Here is a 17,252-nt window from a genome sequence, read left to right as displayed (position 1 = left end):
GATACAGATGAACGCTCCACCCAGCCCCGCGGGCTTCTCGCTCTTGGACGAGGCGTGGATCCCGGCACTGGACAACGGGGGCCGCTGCCGTGATCTGTCACTGCGTGAGATGTTCGACCAGGCCGGTGAGGTTCGCATGATCGCCTGCGAGCTGCCGACGCAGACGTTCGCGATCCTACGGCTGGCGCTGGCGATCTTGCACAGGGCCACCGACGGCCCCTCCGGCGAGGCTGCTTGGTTGGCGCTGTGGCGCGACCGGCGGCTACCGGCCGCGGATATCAGTGACTACCTCGGAGAGTTCCGAGACCGGTTCGATCTTCTGCACCCGGAACGGCCCTTCTACCAGGTCGCCGATCTGCGCGCCTCCAATGACGGCCCGTACGGGCTGGAGCGACTCATCGCCGACGTGCCCAACGGCCTGCAGTTTCTCACCACCCGCGCGGGCGCCGGAATGGCATCGATTACACCGGCCGAGGCTGCCCGCTGGCTGGTGCACTGCCAGGCCTACGACCCCTCCGGCATCAAGACCGGCGCGGTGGGAGACGCGCGGGTGAAGAGTGGTAAGGGTTACCCGATCGGTGCCGGCTCGCTCGGTTGGCTCGGCGGTGTCTACCTGGAGGGTGCCACCCTGCTCGAGACCCTCTTGCTCAATCTGGTGCCGGTCGCGCCCGCCTGGCAACGAGCTGACGAGCGAGACGCGCCGGTGTGGGAACGCGCACCACAGAGCTCTGCAGAGGAGTCCGACACGACGCGGGGACCCTTCGGCCTGCTCAGCCTCTACACCTGGCAATCCCGACGAGTCCGGCTGTTTGGCGACGCCATCGCCATCACCGGGGCAATGGTCTCCAACGGAGATCGACTCGATTGGCAGGATCGTCAGCTCTTGGAGCCCATGAGCGTATGGGGCCGTAGCGCGCCGCGCGAGCGAGAGCAGAAGGTAATCCCGGTCTACCTGCCACGGCCGCACGACCACGGTCGGGCGCTCTGGCGCGGGCTGCAGACGCTGCTGCCGGCTCCGCCACAGCCTGGCGCCGAGCCGCCTCAGCGGCTTTCGCCGATGGTGCTGCAGCGGTTGGCCCGGCTGACCGTTACCGAAGTTGTCGAGCCTGATTTTCGGGTTCGGACAAGGGCTGTGAGCATTTCGTACGGTGCAAAGCAGGCAGTGATCGACGAGGTGTTCAGCGATGCGCTCACGATGAACGTGCTGCTCCTGGTCGACCAGTCGGAGCTGCGCGTGACGGCTATTGACGCTGCCGCCGACGCCGAGACGGCTGTCAACGTCCTGCGCCGGCTCGCGGACAACCTCGCGCGGGCCGCTGGCAGCCGTGACCAGGACAGCGGAGAGGCCGAGAGGGCAGCAGAACGCGCCTACGCCGTGCTGGACCATGCCTTCCGCAACTGGCTGGCTGGGCTTGGTCCCGATAGTGAGCCAGCCACCGAGCGTGCGGCATGGCAACGCTTGGTGCGCCGTGCTGTCGGCCGTCTCGGTGGCGAACTGGTTGCCGCAGCTGGACCGGCGGCATGGATCGGCCGCGTCGGCAAAGACCGCGCCGGCAAAGACGTGCACTACTCCAGTTCCCAGGCCGACGCGTGGTTCCGCGCAGGCCTCGCCAAGGCGTTACCGATGGCGGCCGAGGTGCCCCAGCAGAAGCAGGAGGAAGCAGTATGACCGCGGTCGACGAGCAGCCAACAGCCGGCGTGCAGGCCAGGTCCTGGACTCGCCGACGTGCCGAACTCGGAGAACACGTCGCCCGAACGGTGGGTGCCCTTCAGGCGCGGTTGTTTCGCGACGCGACCCAGCCGGAAGCGGTCAGCGCACTCGCCCGGCTACGGCGCGGTATGGGACGCCCGCCGGGCTTCGACTTCACCCTTGAGCGATACCTGCAGGTGCCGGATCACCTACTGGGTCGCCGGCCGGACGACGACGCGCAGCCCGCCGACGCGGAACAAGCCGTGCACGACGCGGTGACCCTGTACGCACTGCACCAGCAGTCACGCCGGGAGCGGATGCACGTCGACGGGCGAGGACTGGGCCGGAGCCTGGCCGACCTCGTACGCGTATCCGGAGGTCCCGAAGGCGTACGTCGCCGCTTCGCCGCGCTCGGTACCGCCAGCACCTACCACGAGAGCATCTACCACCTACGCAGCCTGATCACCATGCTGCGAGAACACCAGATCCCCCTCGACTACGGGCTGCTCGCCGACGACCTACGGACCCTGCTGCTACCCGGCGGTCAAGCCAGGATCCAGGCCGTCTGGGGTCGCGAGTTCTTCCGCACCAGGCCCGCCACCACCGCTGACGCCTCAACCGACAATTCCGAGGAGAACCTGTCATGAGCCGCACCATCATCGACGTCTACGCGCTGCAGACCGTGCCTCCGAGCAACCTGAACCGTGACGACACCGGCTCGCCGAAGACCGCCGTCTACGGCGGCGTACGGCGCGCACGGGTCTCCAGCCAGGCATGGAAGCGAGCCATCCGGCTGGCCTTTGCCAACCTGCTCGACCGCTCGCAACTCGGTGAACGTACCAAGCGGGTGGGTGAGTCGCTGGCGGCTCGGATCAAGGCCCTCGACCCGAACCTTTCCGACGAAGCAGCCTCGGCCCTGGCCGCCGAGGTCTTCGTCGCGGCAGGGCTGGCCAAGCTCGACAAGAAGAAGGGCGAGATCAAGGACATCGAGTCCAGCTACCTGCTCTTCCTGAGCCACCGACAGCTGGACAACCTCGCTTCCGCCGCGCTGGAGGCCTCGGCCGCCGGCACACCTCTGGACAAGGGGCGATTCAAGGAGTTGGCCAGGAACGACCACTCCGTTGACATCGCCATGTTCGGCCGGATGGTCGCCGACATGACGGACATCAACGTCGACGCGGCGTGCCAGCTCTCTCACGCCATCAGCGTCCACGCCGTCGACAACGAGTTCGACTACTTCACCGCCGTCGACGACCGTAAGGCCGATGCCGCCGAGACCGGTGCCGGCATGATCGGCACCATCGAGTTCAACTCCTCCACGCTGTACCGGTACGCGACCGTCGACGTCGACGCACTGCATCGGACGTTGGGCGACGCAGCCGCCACCCGTGCCGCGGTGGAGGCATTCCTGGTCGCCTTCGCCCGTAGCATGCCGACGGGCAAACAGAACACGTTCGCTCACCGGACGCTCCCCGACGCGGTCCTCGTACGGATGCGCGACACACAGCCGGTCAACCTCGTCGGCGCCTTCGAGACGCCGGTACGGGAAACGCACGCCGCCGGTCGGGTCGAGCTGGCCGCGGCCGCATTGGCGAAGCACACCATCGCCGTCGAGCAGGCCTACGGGGAACGGCCGGTCGCCAGCTGGGTCACCCAGGTCGGGGAGCAGACCGCTGTGCTGGCCGACCTCGGCAAGGCGGTCAGCTTCAGCGAGTTGGTCGCCGGAGTAGGGGAGCAGGTCGACCTGGCGCTCGGACAGCCAGCATGAGCGTACTTCTGATGAGGCTGGCCGGCCCGCTCCAGTCGTGGGGCTCGTCCAGCCGCTTCGCTCGCCGCGGCACCGAGGTCGCCCCGACCAAGAGCGGTGTACTCGGCCTGCTCGCCGCTGCGAAAGGCATCCGCCGCACGGAGCCGCTCACCGAGCTGCTGGGTCTGGAGTTCGGGGTACGCCTCGACCAGCCCGGGCAGATCCTGCGGGACTTCCAGACGGCCCGATCGCTGGATGGCCGGCAAAGCGCTCCACTGACCTACCGCTTCTATCTATCCGACGCGGTTTTCCTCGCTGCGGTCGCGGGGGAGCAGGCGCTTCTGACGGGCCTCGCGGAAGCGCTCGCTCGACCACACTTCCCCCTCTACCTGGGCCGCCGGTCATGCCCACCGGACGGTCCCATCAGTCTCGGTGTGCACGACATGGCCCTCGACGACGCTTTGGCGGAGTGGCCCTGGCTCGCCTCGCAGTGGTATCAGCGCCGGGCTGCCCGGACCGTTCGACTGGAGATCATCCGCGACGCGCGAGCGGGTGAACCGATAAGCGAGACCGTCCCCGATGAGCCCGTCAGCTTCGACCCTGCTCACCGCCAGCACACCTGGCGGTCGGTGATTCGCCGACACGTCGACGTCAGGAACGACCTCACAGAACGGGCCGCCGTCCCCGAGCACGATCCGCTGAGCCTGCTGGGAGGCTGACCATGTTTCTGACCCGGTTCCAGATCAACCCCGCTCGACGCGGCGCACGCAAGCTGCTCGGATCACCCCAGGCCATGCACGCCGCTGTCCGCGCCGCGTTTGCTGCTCCCGAGGATTACGAGCGGGATGGCGCCCGCACCCTGTGGCGGCTCGACGCCCAAGTCTCCACGACGGTCTACCTCTACATCACGAGTCCGGGCAGGCCCGACCTGACCCACCTTGTCGAGCAGGCCGGCTGGCCGACGACCGACGCGTGGGTCACCCGCGACTACGGCGGCCTGCTCGACTCACTACGCCCCGGCCAGGACTGGGCGTTCCGGCTCACCGCCAACCCGGTCCACAGCGGGCGCAAGACCGCGGACTCCAAGGAGACCCAGCGTTTCGGCCGCTTACGAGAGGAGGATCAGGTCAACTGGCTGTTGAGCCGAGCAGCCGACCGCGGATTCCGCATCGCCACGCAACAGGACGGGCGTCCCAACCTGCGGTTGCACCACAGCCAGACGCTGAACTTCAAGCGAGGCCTGGCCAACGTCACCCTGGCCACCGTGACGTATGACGGCATCCTCCAGGTCGCCGACGCGGAGGCTTTCCGCCGCGCGCTGCGTGGTGGCATTGGGCACGGCAAGGCGTACGGATGCGGCCTCCTGACCATGGCCCCTGCCAGCTGATTCGGCGCATCCATGAAGATTCCAGGAGTACCACCCGCCGAGATCGCCGACCTGGCGCGAGCCGAGGACCGGATCAGCTTCCTTTACCTTGAACGCAGCGTCATTCACCGTGACAGCAATGCCATTACCGCTACCGACGACCAAGGGATCGTGCACATACCCGCGGCCTCGATCGGCGTGCTGCTCCTCGGACCGGGTACCAGCGTCACCCACCAAGCCATTGCCCTGCTCGCCGACCACGGCGCCACCGCCGTCTGGGTTGGGGAGCGAGGGGTGCGTTACTACGCTCACGGTCGATCACTGGCAGCATCCAGCAGGCTGCTTGTGGCGCAAGCTGCTGCAGTTAGCCATCGAGACCGGCGGTTGGCCGTCGCACGCACCATGTACGCGATGCGGTTCCCGGGCGAAGACACCACGCGCCTGACCCTGCAGCAACTGCGAGGCAAAGAGGGCGCACGTGTCCGCCGCATGTACAGGGAGCAGGCCGAACGCACAGGCGTTGCCTGGCGCCAGCGCGAATATGACCGGGAGGACTTCGACAGCGGCGACCCGATCAATCAGGCACTGTCAGCCGCCCACGCGTGCCTCTACGGCATCGTTCACGCCGTCATCGTCGCGCTCGGTGCCGCGCCCGGTCTAGGCTTCGTGCACACGGGCCACGAGCGAGCCTTCGTCTATGACATCGCTGACCTGTACAAGGCCGAGATCACGATCCCTGTGGCCTTCGACGTCGTAGCCGGCGGCTCGACCGACATCGGGGCTGACACCCGCCGAGCAGTACGCGACCGAGTACATGACGGGGCCATCCTCGCGCGATGCGTACGCGACATCCGCATGCTGCTTCTTCAACAGCAGGGCGGCGGCGAGGTCGAAGAAGAGGGAGAGGATCTCCGCCTGTGGGACGGGAGCGGGGTTGAGCTGGCCGCAGGGCGCAACTACGCCAACACGGGTGAGGTCGACTTCTGATGACGGTCATCATTCTCACTGCGTGCCCGGCCGGGCTCCGAGGCCACCTGACGCAGTGGCTCTTCGAACTCTCGGCGGGCGTGTACGTCGGACACGTCAGCGCCCGCGTACGGAACAGGTTGTGGAATCGGGTGACCGAAATGGCGGGTGCCGGGCGCGCCCTGATGGTGTTCCAAGTGCGGGGCGAGCAGCGACTGTCGTTCGTCGCGCACGACCATCACTGGACGCCAGTAGATGCCGAGGGCGTCACACTTATGCGCCGACCCGCGGTGCCGGTGACCAATCCAGCAGCCGCGGGAGGTTGGAGCAAGGCGGCCAAGCGCCGGCGCTTTGGCCGGCGCGGCCGCGCAGCGACGGCGACTAACGAAACGGAATCGTCGGGATCTTGATTAGACCGCGGTAGGAATCACCATCACCCCTGCTTGCGCGAGATGCGGGTAGGGACAGGATGCAGGTCCCGAAATGATGGGCAATTCCTCCGCGGGTACGCCGGAACCAGGGATGGGGCAGGCGCCGCACGCGGCCAACTCCGCGGATAATCCTCGCGTGCGCGGGAACAGCTCTCGGCCGGCAACAGCGAGGAGGAGATCGAGGCATCACCCATTACCCAAGCGTGCGCGGGGACCAGAAGCGCTTCCTCGTCGGCGCGGCTGTCGGCTCCGGATCACCCCCGCATGCACGGGAAGCAGAACAGGGACTGCTCGGGTCAGCCGTTGGCGGGGGATCACCCCCCACTGCGCGGGGAGCAGGCCGGAACGTGGTATTTCGAGACCACGACCATTGGATCACCCCCGCGTGCGCGGGGAGCAGGACCACGTTCGCGGCCTCCACACCCGATCCCAGGGATCACCCCTGCGTGCGCGGGGAGCAGAAGCCGTCCGATCCGGACAGTCCGGCGGCCCAAGGATCACCCCTGCGTGCGCGGGGAGCAGGTCTACAACGGCAGCATCGGCCCGCTGGCCCGGGGATCACCCCCGCGTGCGCGGGGAGCAGGGGGTCCGCTTCGTGCCCGGCTTCGGGCCCGGCGGATCACCCCCGCGTGCGCGGGGAGCAGGCCGTGCCATTCCACGGCGCACACATCGGGTCAGGATCACCCCCGCGTGCGCGGGGAGCAGAGAGCGACCCGCCCCACCGAACAGGAGACCCCGGGATCACCCCCGCGTGCGCGGGGAGCAGGGCGGCGGTGGAGGCGGGCGGGTTCGCCGAGTTGGATCACCCCCGCGTGCGCGGGGAGCAGCCGAGCGCCAGGGCGTACCCGTCCGGCCGGAGGGGATCACCCCCGCGTGCGCGGGGAGCAGGCGGCGGTGTAGCCGAACCACCGCGCGAGCATGGGATCACCCCCGCGTGCGCGGGGAGCAGATGTAGGCGAACCGCGTCCCTCTCAGGGTCATCGGATCACCCCCGCGTGCGCGGGGAGCAGGGCGCGACGCCGACGGGGCGGCGAAGCGGACCGTTGCCGGGATCACCCCCGCGTGCGCGGGGAGCAGGTCGGCACGGTCAACAGCAGGAACGCACGCAGCGGATCACCCCCGCGTGCGCGGGGAGCAGTCGCGGTCCGGCTCCATCGTGGTTCGGATCTTCGGATCACCCCCGCGTGCGCGGGGAGCAGAAGCCTCGCAGCGTCAGCGGCACACCCATCGTGGGATCACCCCCGCGTGCGCGGGGAGCACTTGTCCGGGTCGAACATGTACGACGACGCGGCGGGATCACCCCCGCGTGCGCGGGGAGCAGGGGGTTAGCCTGCCTTCGGCGGGTGTGCCCCCCCCGGATCACCCCCGCGTGCGCGGGGAGCAGACCCAAACTTCGGCCTTGGTGGTGAGCGGAGCGGGATCACCCCCGCGTGCGCGGGGAGCAGGACGACCTGTGGGAGCGCATCGACGACGCGCTGGGATCACCCCCGCGTGCGCGGGGAGCAGGCGCACACGCCGGGCTCGGTGGTGCCGCGTCCGGGATCACCCCCGCGTGCGCGGGGAGCAGGCAACGGGCGGGTTCACGCAGCAGCGGCACGGCGGATCACCCCCGCGTGCGCGGGGAGCAGATCAACAACGCGGGCCGCGCCCTGCAACAGTTCGGATCACCCCCGCGTGCGCGGGGAGCAGGGGAAGCGCACCTCCGGCGACAGCTCGCACCTGGGATCACCCCCGCGTGCGCGGGGAGCAGGATCCGCCGTCCGGGCTCGTAGAACGGGATCGCGGATCACCCCCGCGTGCGCGGGGAGCAGTGGCCGATCAGTACCTGAAGACCCCGAAGAACGGGATCACCCCCGCGTGCGCGGGGAGCAGTTGTCGCGGGTCTTCCAGTCGGGGTACGCGGCCGGATCACTCCCGCGTGCGCGGGGAGCAGAACATGACCGCCCTGTTGAACCTCGCCGACGCCGGATCACCCCCGCGTGCGCGGGGAGCAGGCTCTTGCACTGGTCGCCTCCCTTCGCTCCTCGGGATCACCCCCGCGTGCGCGGGGAGCAGTCGGTGTGCGAGGCCGCGGCAAGACGAACCTGTGGATCACCCCCGCGTGCGCGGGGAGCAGATTCACGGTGATGCGCGCTCTCATGTGGGCGCAGGATCACCCCCGCGTGCGCGGGGAGCAGATCGTGTAGACCACGACAGCCAGGGTCGTTTCGGGATCACCCCCGCGTGCGCGGGGAGCAGACGCCCCACCCCGACCGCGCCCGGGGTGGGGCGGGATCACCCCCGCGTGCGCGGGGAGCAGTGGCGCCGCCGCCGGCGGGTCATCCGCCGCCGGGGGATCACCCCCGCGTGCGCGGGGAGCAGGCTCGGCCCTCCCACGCCTTGCGCTCTGCCCCCGGATCACCCCCGCGTGCGCGGGGAGCAGGCCCTTGGTGTCGTGGCTCATCGGTTGCTCCCGGGATCACCCCCGCGTGCGCGGGGAGCAGATCCTGGCGGAGGCGGGGCTGGGGCGGGTGCGGGGATCACCCCCGCGTGCGCGGGGAGCAGCCCCGGGTCGTCGTCGCCGCCTCAGCCTCCGCCGGATCACCCCCGCGTGCGCGGGGAGCAGGGGAGGACGTACACGCCGTTGTTCTTCTGGTTCGGATCACCCCCGCGTGCGCGGGGAGCAGCTGGTGGGGCGCCGGTTCGTGGTGCGGGCGGAGGGATCACCCCCGCGTGCGCGGGGAGCAGCCGATACCAACGTTGAACATGGCAGGTCACCCCGGATCACCCCCGCGTGCGCGGGGAGCAGATTCCGGCATGTCGTCAAGCTTCATCAGCTCCAGGATCACCCCCGCGTGCGCGGGGAGCAGGACCGCCGCAAGTTCACCCGGTGGGGTCAGGACGGATCACCCCCGCGTGCGCGGGGAGCAGTCTTGAGGCTCATCGCGCGGCCTCCTGCTCGGCGGATCACCCCCGCGTGCGCGGGGAGCAGACTACTTGACCTGGGCCGCTAGAGATCGACTTCGCGGTTTTCATTCACTATGGCTCGCAAGATCGTTTCCCTTGCCCTCTGGCTGATGCCTAGCTGACGCTCCGACAACCTCCACCTGAGCGTAGTGAATCAGTGCGACTTGGGCGAACGGGTCCGGGCGTTCACTGCACCTCCTACGGCTCGAGTCGAGCCTCCGTCTCACAACCGGGAAACGGTCGGCCGTTGAGGCCTCAGATCCAAAACATCAGGCACGTCGTTCTCGTCTCTCGCCTGCCGCTGCAGAAGGAGCAGTAGGTCTTCCTGCCGCGGCTGGCCGAACGCGAGCCGATACCTCACCAGGTCCGCCTTGAGCCGGTCGAACCGCGCCTGGTCGCGGCTGAGCGGATAGGGCAGCACGTGTCGTTCGATCTTCGCCGGCCCGGAGAACACCCAGTACGGCGCAAAGTCACCCAGCTCTCCGGACTCTGCTCGGGCAGCGTCGTACAGGGCTCTCCAAACGTCCGGATCCGAAGAGCGCAGGGCATCGGCCCGGTGAGCGTGGGCGACGTTGCGCCGTACGGCATGCCCACCGAATCGGTGTACGCGTCCTTCGCGCTGCTCGAAGTCGACGGGGTTGGCCGGGGTGTTCCAGTGCACGACCGCTGAGCACCACTGGTGGAAGTCGATGCCTTCTTGGCCGGCGCTGGTGGTGGCGACGACGAACGGCCAGAACGGGCTGTTGAAGGCGGCACGTACGACCATCTTGCGGTTGACCTGGGACTGCTCCTCGCCGCGGCCGCCGTAGCGTAGGGCGAACCGCCCGGGCAGCTTGATGGGCTGCTCCGGGTTGCGTGGGTCGAAGGCTTCGTACGTCGACTGTCGGCTGGCCATCGCCTGCCGTGCTTCGTCGGCAATCTTCCACAGCTCGCAGTCGTCGAGTGGGGTGTCCGAGGCTGTGCTGCGCAACGTGTGCAGGTGCTCGTCGAGGACCGCCTGCAGCCCGCCGGCCGCGCAGTACCGCAGCACTGCCTGCCAGTAGACCTTGCCCATCGCCAGGTGGTCGAGTAGCTGTGCGGACTCCGACCGGTTGAACAGGGAACGCAGGCCACTGGCGAGGAGCGCGGCTGCACGCCAATGCCCCGCCGGTGTGACCTGGCTGCCGGGTTCTTCGATCAGGCGCGACAACGCACGGTAGGCGACGTTGCCAGGGCCGTGCAGGCCGATTGTCGCGATGCTGTCGATCAGCCCGTTCAGCTGGCCCTGCGTCGGGTAGCCGGCCTGCTTTGTCAGATCCCGCGCCCGGGCGACGTGTCGGTCCAGACCTGTTGCCGAATGCTCCTCGTCTGCCGACGAGCCAAGGGCGGCAGCAGCGTCGTCGACGGCTGGATCGGCGCCCGGCCATCGGAAGAGCAGCTCCCACGGCTCAGCCAGCGCTGGCAGGCCGGACCCTTCTTCGGCTCTGGCATGAGCACGGAGCCGGTCCCGTACCTCAGATTCGAAGTCGTCCAGCAGCGCGAGGTCGTCCGGTCGTTGCCGAGCCAACGCCAGCGGATCGCACAGTGCCGCCAGAGTGGGATGTGGCCAGAAGAGCGCGAGGACGCTCATTGCCGCGGGGCGCTCGTGTTCGATGCGGTAGTCGAGGTGGCGATGCCTCTCTCCAGCCGTGCCCAGCCGGCGCTCGGCTTCGTAGCTGAGGAGGCCCGCTACCGCGGTCGGAGTGGCGTTCCAGGATGAGAACAGCAGCCGCTTGGTGATGCCTTCACGCGCCGCGGTAGCGAACGGCTCATCGAGCGCGTGGTAGGGCAGCGACGGTGGCAGCCAGAGGAGCTTCCACCACCCCCGGTCAACGGTGTCGGCGGCGAGCTGCCGTAGCCGGCCGTTGCCGAGATCGACGGGCTCACGTCGGCGGATCGTCTCGGCATCAAGCAGCTGAGCCGTGCCCAGCAGCGGTGGCACCTTCGAATCTGTCTGGTCCTTCAGCGCCGCGCGGACCTTGGCGCCGAGCTGGTAACCGTCGAGGAAGTTCAGGAAGTACGGTGCGGACTTCCAGTACTCGACCGTCATAGGAGCCCCGACAGCCTTGGCAATCTTGCGCATCGCGACGTAACTACGTACGTCCTGCGGGTTGACGTCGTCGGCCAGGGTGACGTGTTCGCGCAGCATGTCGTGCTCGCCGAGGAGGGGTCGCTCCGTGCGGCACATGACCGTCAGCAGCAGGCGGCGCAGCCACTCGCGCAGGTCAGCGCAAGGTTCGCCGCGGACCAGAGCTTCCCGGTACGCCTCGAATGCCTTCGTCACGTCGGCGTGCCAGGATTCGTCGTCGCTGAGGAAGCGCAGGACCTGCCGGAAGTCGCTGTAGTGGTCCTCGCCGGTAGCGGCTTCTTCGGCGAAGGTGAACGGCTTGTACGGGGTGGCGGACAGTAGCAGCACCCGGGCATCCCGGTAGTCGAACAGGTGCTGGGCGAGTTCGGCGCCCTCGCCGCCGTTGTCATCGAGCAGCTCCCGGAAGCGCTGGAACTCGTCGAGGATGATCAGGTCGGGTTCGAGGACCTCGACGCCGGCGGTGGCCAGTGCCGTACGGAGGTCACCGGTGAGCTTGCGGGCGGTCTCCCGCAGAGCGGTTGGTAGCGCGGGACGTCGGCCGATGCCGTCCAGCAGTGCGTCAAACCTGTCGAGCAGGCCCCGTTGTCGGGCGCGGCGCAGGAACTCGTCAGCGATCGTGCGGTTGACCTTCCCGCCCAGCTCCTCCCGCAGCCGGACGCACTCGCGCTCGAAGCGTCCAGGTGTCGCGACGCCGGCCTGCAACGCCCGCAGCGCCGCCCGGGTCCGCCAGCCGTCCCATGAGCCTGCTTGCTCAAGCAGCAGGAACAGTAGGGCACGTTCCTCGGCCGTGCCGGTGCGCCAGCCCTGGTCGAAGGATGTGCCGGGGGTGAACGCGACCAGGTTGATCGGCTTGCCGACGGTAGCGGTCGCGGCATTGAGCTTGTCCGCGTGCTTGGCGAGCAGGGTGAGCCGGCTGGACAGCGTTACCGTCTCGTCCGGGGTGACCCGAAGCCGGTCGATGTTCTGGCGTGCTACATCCTGGTTGGAGCAGACGTAGATGACGTCGACCCGCTCGACGCTGTCGTCGTCCTGAAGACGCTGCAGGGTCTGTGCGATCACGCCTCGGGCGACCACGCTCTTGCCGAGACCGGTCTCGTCCGCGACCAGGAACCGGCGGGTCGGGTCGGCGCCGAAGTAGCGGTCGACGACATGCGCGACGGTGGTGCGCTGGAAATCCTTCAAGCCGGCCATGACCGGGCCGGCGTCGTACCGCTTCACGCGCGCACCTCCTCTGCCATCGCGTCTCGTGCCTCTGTGATGATCTTCCAGAGTTCGGCGAAGCCAGGTGGAAGCAGTTGCTTGCTGCTGCCGCTGGCCTCGATGCGGCTAACGAGCCGGGCCAGGTCGTCGAGTTGCTCCGGCCGGTCGACGAGAGCGTTGAGAAGCAGCTCGAAGATCCCGGTCCCGCCTGTACGCCAGGCGCCGGCTCCGCCGGCGCCGCCGCTCACCGCGGCGGCAGCTTCCGTGCCGAGGCCGAGCATCAGAAGCAGAAACCGCAGGAACTTCTCCGGCGTGTCGATCTGCTCGGCGATGACGTGGTCGAGCCGGTGCTCGGGATCGCCGACCAGGGTGGCGAGGACGACGGCTTGTTCGCGGCCGGTGCTGTCCTCCGCGGTGACGATGACGAACGGGGTGATGTCGACCAGCGTGAGCCCGGTGAACGCCGCGTCGACCGGCTGCCCCGCTGCGAGTGTGGTCGCCTCGCCCCGGCGGGTGTGCAGCTGCGCGGTGATCCGTACACCCGGCGCATCTGGCACGGCGTCTTCAGAAGTCAGCCGGATGGTGTAGCGGTCCGACTCGGACGTGACGGTAGCCAACAGCGGTACGGCCGCCAGGTCGCGGATTAGGTTTCGCAGCCGGTCAGCCTCGGGATCCGCATCGGCGCTGGTGTGACGCTCGTAGGGTTCGAGGATCTCGCGGAATGCTGCCTTGGGGCCGAAGAGGGCATCGATGCCCCACTGAGTGCGGCCACCAACCAGCTCCACCAGCAGCTCGACGTTGCCGTCGAACGCTGCGGCGGTCGCGTTGGCGGAGCCGAGGAGGACCCGTGCCTGGTGTCCCTTCTCCACCACGTACACCTTGGCGTGCAGTCCGGTGAGCACCTCCTGGCCCGACGGCGACTCCTCAGTCGGCAAGCCAGCCAACTCGTTGACCACCAAGGCCTCGGCGCCGGTCAGGCTCTCGTCGGGTAGGCAGTCGAGCGTCTCCTGGCGGCTCACGACCGCCAGCTTGCCGCTCGGCGCGCAGCGGTCGAGGCCGTCCGGCGTGCAGAACGGTGAGATGACCAGATGTCGTGTGCCGGCGAAGTCCACTCGGTGAGCACCAGGCACCCCCAGCGCGTGGAAGAACATCGCCGAGGCGTCCTCGGGGTACTCCCACTCGGCTCGACGCAGATCCTCGCCCAGCGCCTCGATTGCCGCCTGCCTATCCGCCGGCAACGGCGCGACTGCCAGCCGCATCGCGCGTTGCAGCAGGTCGAAGAGGGGCTTATTGCCCGCCACCCGGCGAGTGCCCGGATAGCCCTCCAACCGCAGGCACACGTCCCAGCTGCGGTCCTTGGTCAGGTTGCGGCTCAGCACCAGCAGGCGCAGTGACGTCTCACCGGTGGCCTCGTCCTCGAAGCGCAGAGCCCACAACTTCGGGTGGAACAGACGACCCGGCCTGGGCCGGCGGACCTGGTGCACCATCGGCTCGACGAATGCCAGCAGCGCCGACTTCGTCGGCGGCACCGCGATCTGCCCGGCCTGACAGAACACATCGATCCGGTCGGCACAGCGCCGTACACCCTCCATCACCGCGATCGGGTCCGTCGACTCGCGTAAGCCGTGCGCGGCGAAGGCCAGCGGGGCGATCAGCAGACTCTCCAGATCCAGGGTGAACGTCAACGCCACGGCGCGGGACATCCGCATACCCGGCGGCGGACGCAACGCGTCGAGCAGCAGAGAGCGAGTATCAGGCGCGAGCACCGGCAGCCTCCGGCAGGTCGGCGGCACAGCCGTCGTGGATGTCGATGAGGATCCGGCGCACCTGCGGCCACCGGTAGACCAAGGGCCTACTGCCGGAGGCACCACTCCACGTACGCAGCAGCTTGTCGTTGACCAACCGAGACTGCCCCTTCTTGACCGATCGTTCCCGCTCGGCCACCAGATTGCGCAAGCTCTCGTCCGTGACGGCGTCGTGCGCCGCTCCGCTCGTGACCGCGTCAAGCCAACGGTCAATGAACCGTCGGGCAGATACGTTCGATGCGATTCGCGGGTTCTTGTCGATCAGCCGGTCCCACATGCCCGATCGGTCCCAGCCCTTGAGGCCGTGCTCGGTCGACACACGCTGATTCCAGTCCACCAACAGGTCTCGGTAGCGGGCCGCCGGCGCCTCACGTTCGGTCAAGCCGGCGGCCTCGTACCGTTGGGCCACGAGGAGGTTGTACAGCAACGCCGCTCCGTGGATCGCCAGCGAGAACAGCGCGGCGTCCCGTACCACTGGACCGATCGGACCCGGCGCGGCTGCCACCGCCGGCTCCTCCCACGGCGCCTCACTGTCCCAACCGGGGCGATGCGCGGGCTCGAGCAGGTACGCCAGCAGCGTGTCCGGCACCGCGGCCAGGAGCCGCTCGCGCAGCCATCGCCCCTCTTCCGGCCGAAGCTTCAATCCACCCTCGACCTCATTCGGAAAGCCCTTCGGCGCGGCCGGCAACGTCGCGTGCCAGGCGCCGTGTACTCGCTCGGTCAGCTCATCCGCCTCGGCGGAGCCAACGCCGGACTGAAGACCCTGTGAGTTCTCATGGTCATCCTTGCGGATGCCGTATCGCAGCAGCGCGGCCGCGTAGATGGTCGACGGCAGTGTCCGTACCGCGACACCAGCCCGACGGCCGATCACGCCCTCTGTGTCGTCACCCTTCATCAGTGCGGAGATCACCTTCCGCTCGCTGCGGTCGACCTGTTTCGTGAGGCGGTCGCCGCGCCATCCCCGCCGCTCGGACTCCTGGTAACACCAGGGCACGATCAGCAGGTACCGCGCCCGAGTCTGCAGGACGGAGGTGCCGGGGAAGAGCAGGTCGCTGAACGCGTCGCGGACCTGGCCGATACCCAGCTCGTCCCGGCTCTCCGTGTCACTGAAGAGCTTGAGCAGCTCGCGCATCCGCTGCTGATCGTTGCGAGAGCTGTCCAGCCAGCTCAATCCTGAAGCCACGACTACCCTCCGTCTACGCTTCTGCCGCAGCGACAAGGCCACTCAGAGGGGACATCGGCAAGGCGATCCACCCCTCAGACCGTGCGGCGATTCGCTGCTCGTCATCCGGCGTTGTGGCCTTGCCGATCGCAGCTGCGCGGGCAGCCAACGACGCGATCACTGCGTCGAACGCGTCGTGGCTGCGCCGAGCCAACGCCTCGAAGGTGCCCAGCTCCAGCCAGGGCGCGGCAGCGCGCAGTGCAGTCACGAGGTCGGCATGCTGGACCTGTTGGCCTCGCCCCTTGTAGCCGCGGTGCGCCAAGCCCCAACAGCTCAGTGCCGCCGCCGGATACACCTCAACGACCCGGCCGCCGCCGCAGCGATCCACATCCTGACCGTCCGCGGCGAGCATCGACAGTAAGCCGGCGCAGCGGAAGGCAGCATGCCCGATACGATCCGCGGCGACGCTGAGCGGGATGATCCCGGTCTGCTCGCGCACCACCTCGTCGGTGTGGCGATATGCCAAGCGGCGCCGCCACAGCCCGCCCTCGCCTTCGCTCGCGGCGATATGGCCAGCCTGGTGGGTCGTGACGAGTGCGACGAAGGGTGCCGGCCATCCGAATGGACAGTCGAGCCCGGTCTTGTCCGCGCGGCGGCTCGCCTCAACGATCTGAGTGTCGCTGACCCCGAGGGCCAGGTCGCGCACTACTGCTCGGTCTGGCAGCCATTCAATTGCGGCCATTGCCGTGCGCTTGTCTGCGGCTGCCAAGTCAACGCCGACGGTTAGCACCGCACCACTCTAGGTACCGCCGAGCTCGACGGCCATGATCCGAATGACGGTCGTTGTGGAACGTTTAGCCGTTTATGAACGCCGGCCGTCCATAATTCACTGCACACGAACTTAGACATCGGACCTCTATGTGCAGCTCGAGCTGGCAACGCCGAGCAGCTGTGCCCGCAGCGGCGAGGGTTACTTCGGGTCGGCCTGGTAGAAGCAACCGCGCGGGGAGCAGGAGTTCGCCTACTGGTCGTTCTTCGGCACCGACGGATCACCCCCGCGTGCGCGGGAGCAGGCGTGGTGGCCGGGCGACGGCCGGGCCGTCACGGGATTACCCCCGCGTGCGCGGGGAGCAGTGGGTGGACATCGGCCTCTGGGGCTACAAGGCGGGATCACCTCCGCGTGCGCGGGGAGCAGGAGCGGATCCGCGGCCGCGGCAACGATCGAGACGGATCACCCCCGCGTGCGCGGGGAGCAGACGATGGCTCGCGCCGAGCGCTGCCGGCAGCGGGGATCACCCCCGCGTGCGCGGGGAACAGGGTGCCGCCTTTGCTGCCGGCGGCGCGGATGGTGGATTACCCCCGCGTGCGCGGGGAGCAGATGTCCGTGTACTGCGTGCCGCCTTCGCGTTCAGGATCACCCCCGCGTGCGCGGGGAGCAGCGGGTGGTCGGCCGCGCGAACCGCGACAGTGCGGGTTCACCCCCGCGTGCGCGGGGAGCAGCCCAGGAACGGGGCCCCGGCCGCGTGAACCTCCGGATCACCCCCGCGTGCGCGGGGAGCAGAGCTGCGCCCGCTCGAAAAAGGACTCTATAGAGGCATCACCCCCGCGTGCGCAAGGAGCAGTGCCTTTCGGTACGGCGGCCCCGCGGCTCTTGGGGATCACCCCCGCGTGCGCGGGGAGCAGATCGCTCCGACGGTGGCCGACAGGCTGAACGAGGGATCACCCCCGCGTGCGCGGGGAGCAGGCGTACTGGGGGCCGATGCGCGACGGCATCGGGGGATCACCCCCGCGTGCGCGGGGAGCAGACTACTTCACCTGCGCTAGTAAAGATC

At 68.7% G+C, this 17,252-nt stretch carries 11 protein-coding genes and 1 CRISPR repeat array; of the genes, 7 read left to right on the top strand and 4 right to left on the bottom strand.

Annotation, left to right across the window (positions count from 1 at the left end; all coding sequences use genetic code 11):
- Positions 1-7: 7 nt before the first annotated feature.
- Genes casA through cas2e form a run of 7 tightly spaced genes read left to right on the top strand, consistent with a single transcriptional unit; the run spans position 8 to position 6,179 of the window.
- Positions 8-1,669 (top strand): type I-E CRISPR-associated protein Cse1/CasA, encoded by a 1,662-nt coding sequence (gene casA, locus O7607_RS00630; protein WP_269700282.1) that lies wholly within the window; start codon positions 8-10, stop codon positions 1,667-1,669.
- A complete protein-coding gene (casB, locus tag O7607_RS00625) occupies positions 1,666-2,337 on the top strand; it encodes a type I-E CRISPR-associated protein Cse2/CasB (RefSeq protein WP_269700281.1) in 672 nt (223 codons plus the stop codon). The genes casA and casB overlap by 4 nt, the downstream gene beginning before the upstream one ends.
- On the top strand, positions 2,334-3,458 hold the full coding sequence (gene cas7e, locus O7607_RS00620) for a type I-E CRISPR-associated protein Cas7/Cse4/CasC (protein ID WP_269700280.1): 1,125 nt from the start codon (positions 2,334-2,336) through the stop codon (positions 3,456-3,458). The genes casB and cas7e overlap by 4 nt, the downstream gene beginning before the upstream one ends.
- Complete coding sequence (cas5e, locus tag O7607_RS00615; protein ID WP_269700279.1) at positions 3,455-4,156, top strand: type I-E CRISPR-associated protein Cas5/CasD; 702 nt, start codon at positions 3,455-3,457, stop codon at positions 4,154-4,156. The genes cas7e and cas5e overlap by 4 nt, the downstream gene beginning before the upstream one ends.
- Positions 4,157-4,158: 2 nt before the next feature.
- A complete protein-coding gene (cas6e, locus tag O7607_RS00610) occupies positions 4,159-4,824 on the top strand; it encodes a type I-E CRISPR-associated protein Cas6/Cse3/CasE (protein WP_269700278.1) in 666 nt (221 codons plus the stop codon).
- Between the two features lie 12 nt (positions 4,825-4,836).
- Positions 4,837-5,790: a type I-E CRISPR-associated endonuclease Cas1e gene (cas1e, locus tag O7607_RS00605; protein WP_269700277.1), complete on the top strand. Its 954-nt coding sequence runs from the start codon at positions 4,837-4,839 to the stop codon at positions 5,788-5,790.
- On the top strand, positions 5,790-6,179 hold the full coding sequence (gene cas2e, locus O7607_RS00600; protein ID WP_269696653.1) for a type I-E CRISPR-associated endoribonuclease Cas2e: 390 nt from the start codon (positions 5,790-5,792) through the stop codon (positions 6,177-6,179). Before cas1e ends, cas2e begins: the two co-directional genes overlap by 1 nt.
- A gap of 272 nt (positions 6,180-6,451) precedes the next feature.
- Positions 6,452-9,171: direct repeats of the CRISPR family, unit length 28 nt; unit sequence GGATCACCCCCGCGTGCGCGGGGAGCAG.
- A gap of 198 nt (positions 9,172-9,369) precedes the next feature.
- Here the strand turns inward: cas2e and O7607_RS00595 are convergent.
- The 4 genes from O7607_RS00595 to O7607_RS00580 all read right to left on the bottom strand — a co-directional run bounded on the left by O7607_RS00595 (position 9,370) and on the right by O7607_RS00580 (position 16,210).
- Positions 9,370-12,471, bottom strand: coding sequence for a C-terminal helicase domain-containing protein (locus O7607_RS00595; RefSeq protein ID WP_269700276.1), 3,102 nt, complete (start codon positions 12,469-12,471; stop codon positions 9,370-9,372).
- The gene (locus O7607_RS00590) at positions 12,468-14,144 is read right to left on the bottom strand and encodes a phospholipase D family protein (RefSeq protein ID WP_269700274.1); all 1,677 of its coding nucleotides are present in this window, start codon (positions 14,142-14,144) and stop codon (positions 12,468-12,470) included. The genes O7607_RS00595 and O7607_RS00590 overlap by 4 nt, the downstream gene beginning before the upstream one ends.
- A 61-nt stretch (positions 14,145-14,205) precedes the next feature.
- Positions 14,206-15,441 (bottom strand): DUF6361 family protein, encoded by a 1,236-nt coding sequence (locus O7607_RS00585; RefSeq protein ID WP_269700273.1) that lies wholly within the window; start codon positions 15,439-15,441, stop codon positions 14,206-14,208.
- Positions 15,442-15,454: 13 nt separating this feature from the next.
- Positions 15,455-16,210, bottom strand: a complete 756-nt coding sequence (locus O7607_RS00580; protein WP_269700272.1) for a DUF429 domain-containing protein — start codon at positions 16,208-16,210, stop codon at positions 15,455-15,457.
- Between the last annotated feature and the right edge of the window lie 1,042 nt (positions 16,211-17,252).

Origin of the sequence: Micromonospora sp. WMMA1949, assembly GCF_027460145.1 — a bacterium.
GTDB lineage: Bacteria > Actinomycetota > Actinomycetes > Mycobacteriales > Micromonosporaceae > Micromonospora.
This window is presented reverse-complemented; position numbering and strand designations above follow the sequence as displayed.

Bases quoted from the DNA above. Each gene is read 5' to 3' on its own strand.
- cas6e (WP_269700278.1), top strand. From the start codon at position 4,159: ATGTTTCTGACCCGGTTCCAGATCAACCCCGCTCGACGCGGCGCACGC.
- casB (WP_269700281.1), top strand. From the start codon at position 1,666: ATGACCGCGGTCGACGAGCAGCCAACAGCCGGCGTGCAGGCCAGGTCC.
- cas1e (WP_269700277.1), top strand. From the start codon at position 4,837: ATGAAGATTCCAGGAGTACCACCCGCCGAGATCGCCGACCTGGCGCGA.
- casA (WP_269700282.1), top strand. From the start codon at position 8: ATGAACGCTCCACCCAGCCCCGCGGGCTTCTCGCTCTTGGACGAGGCG.
- cas7e (WP_269700280.1), top strand. From the start codon at position 2,334: ATGAGCCGCACCATCATCGACGTCTACGCGCTGCAGACCGTGCCTCCG.
- cas5e (WP_269700279.1), top strand. From the start codon at position 3,455: ATGAGCGTACTTCTGATGAGGCTGGCCGGCCCGCTCCAGTCGTGGGGC.
- cas2e (WP_269696653.1), top strand. From the start codon at position 5,790: ATGACGGTCATCATTCTCACTGCGTGCCCGGCCGGGCTCCGAGGCCAC.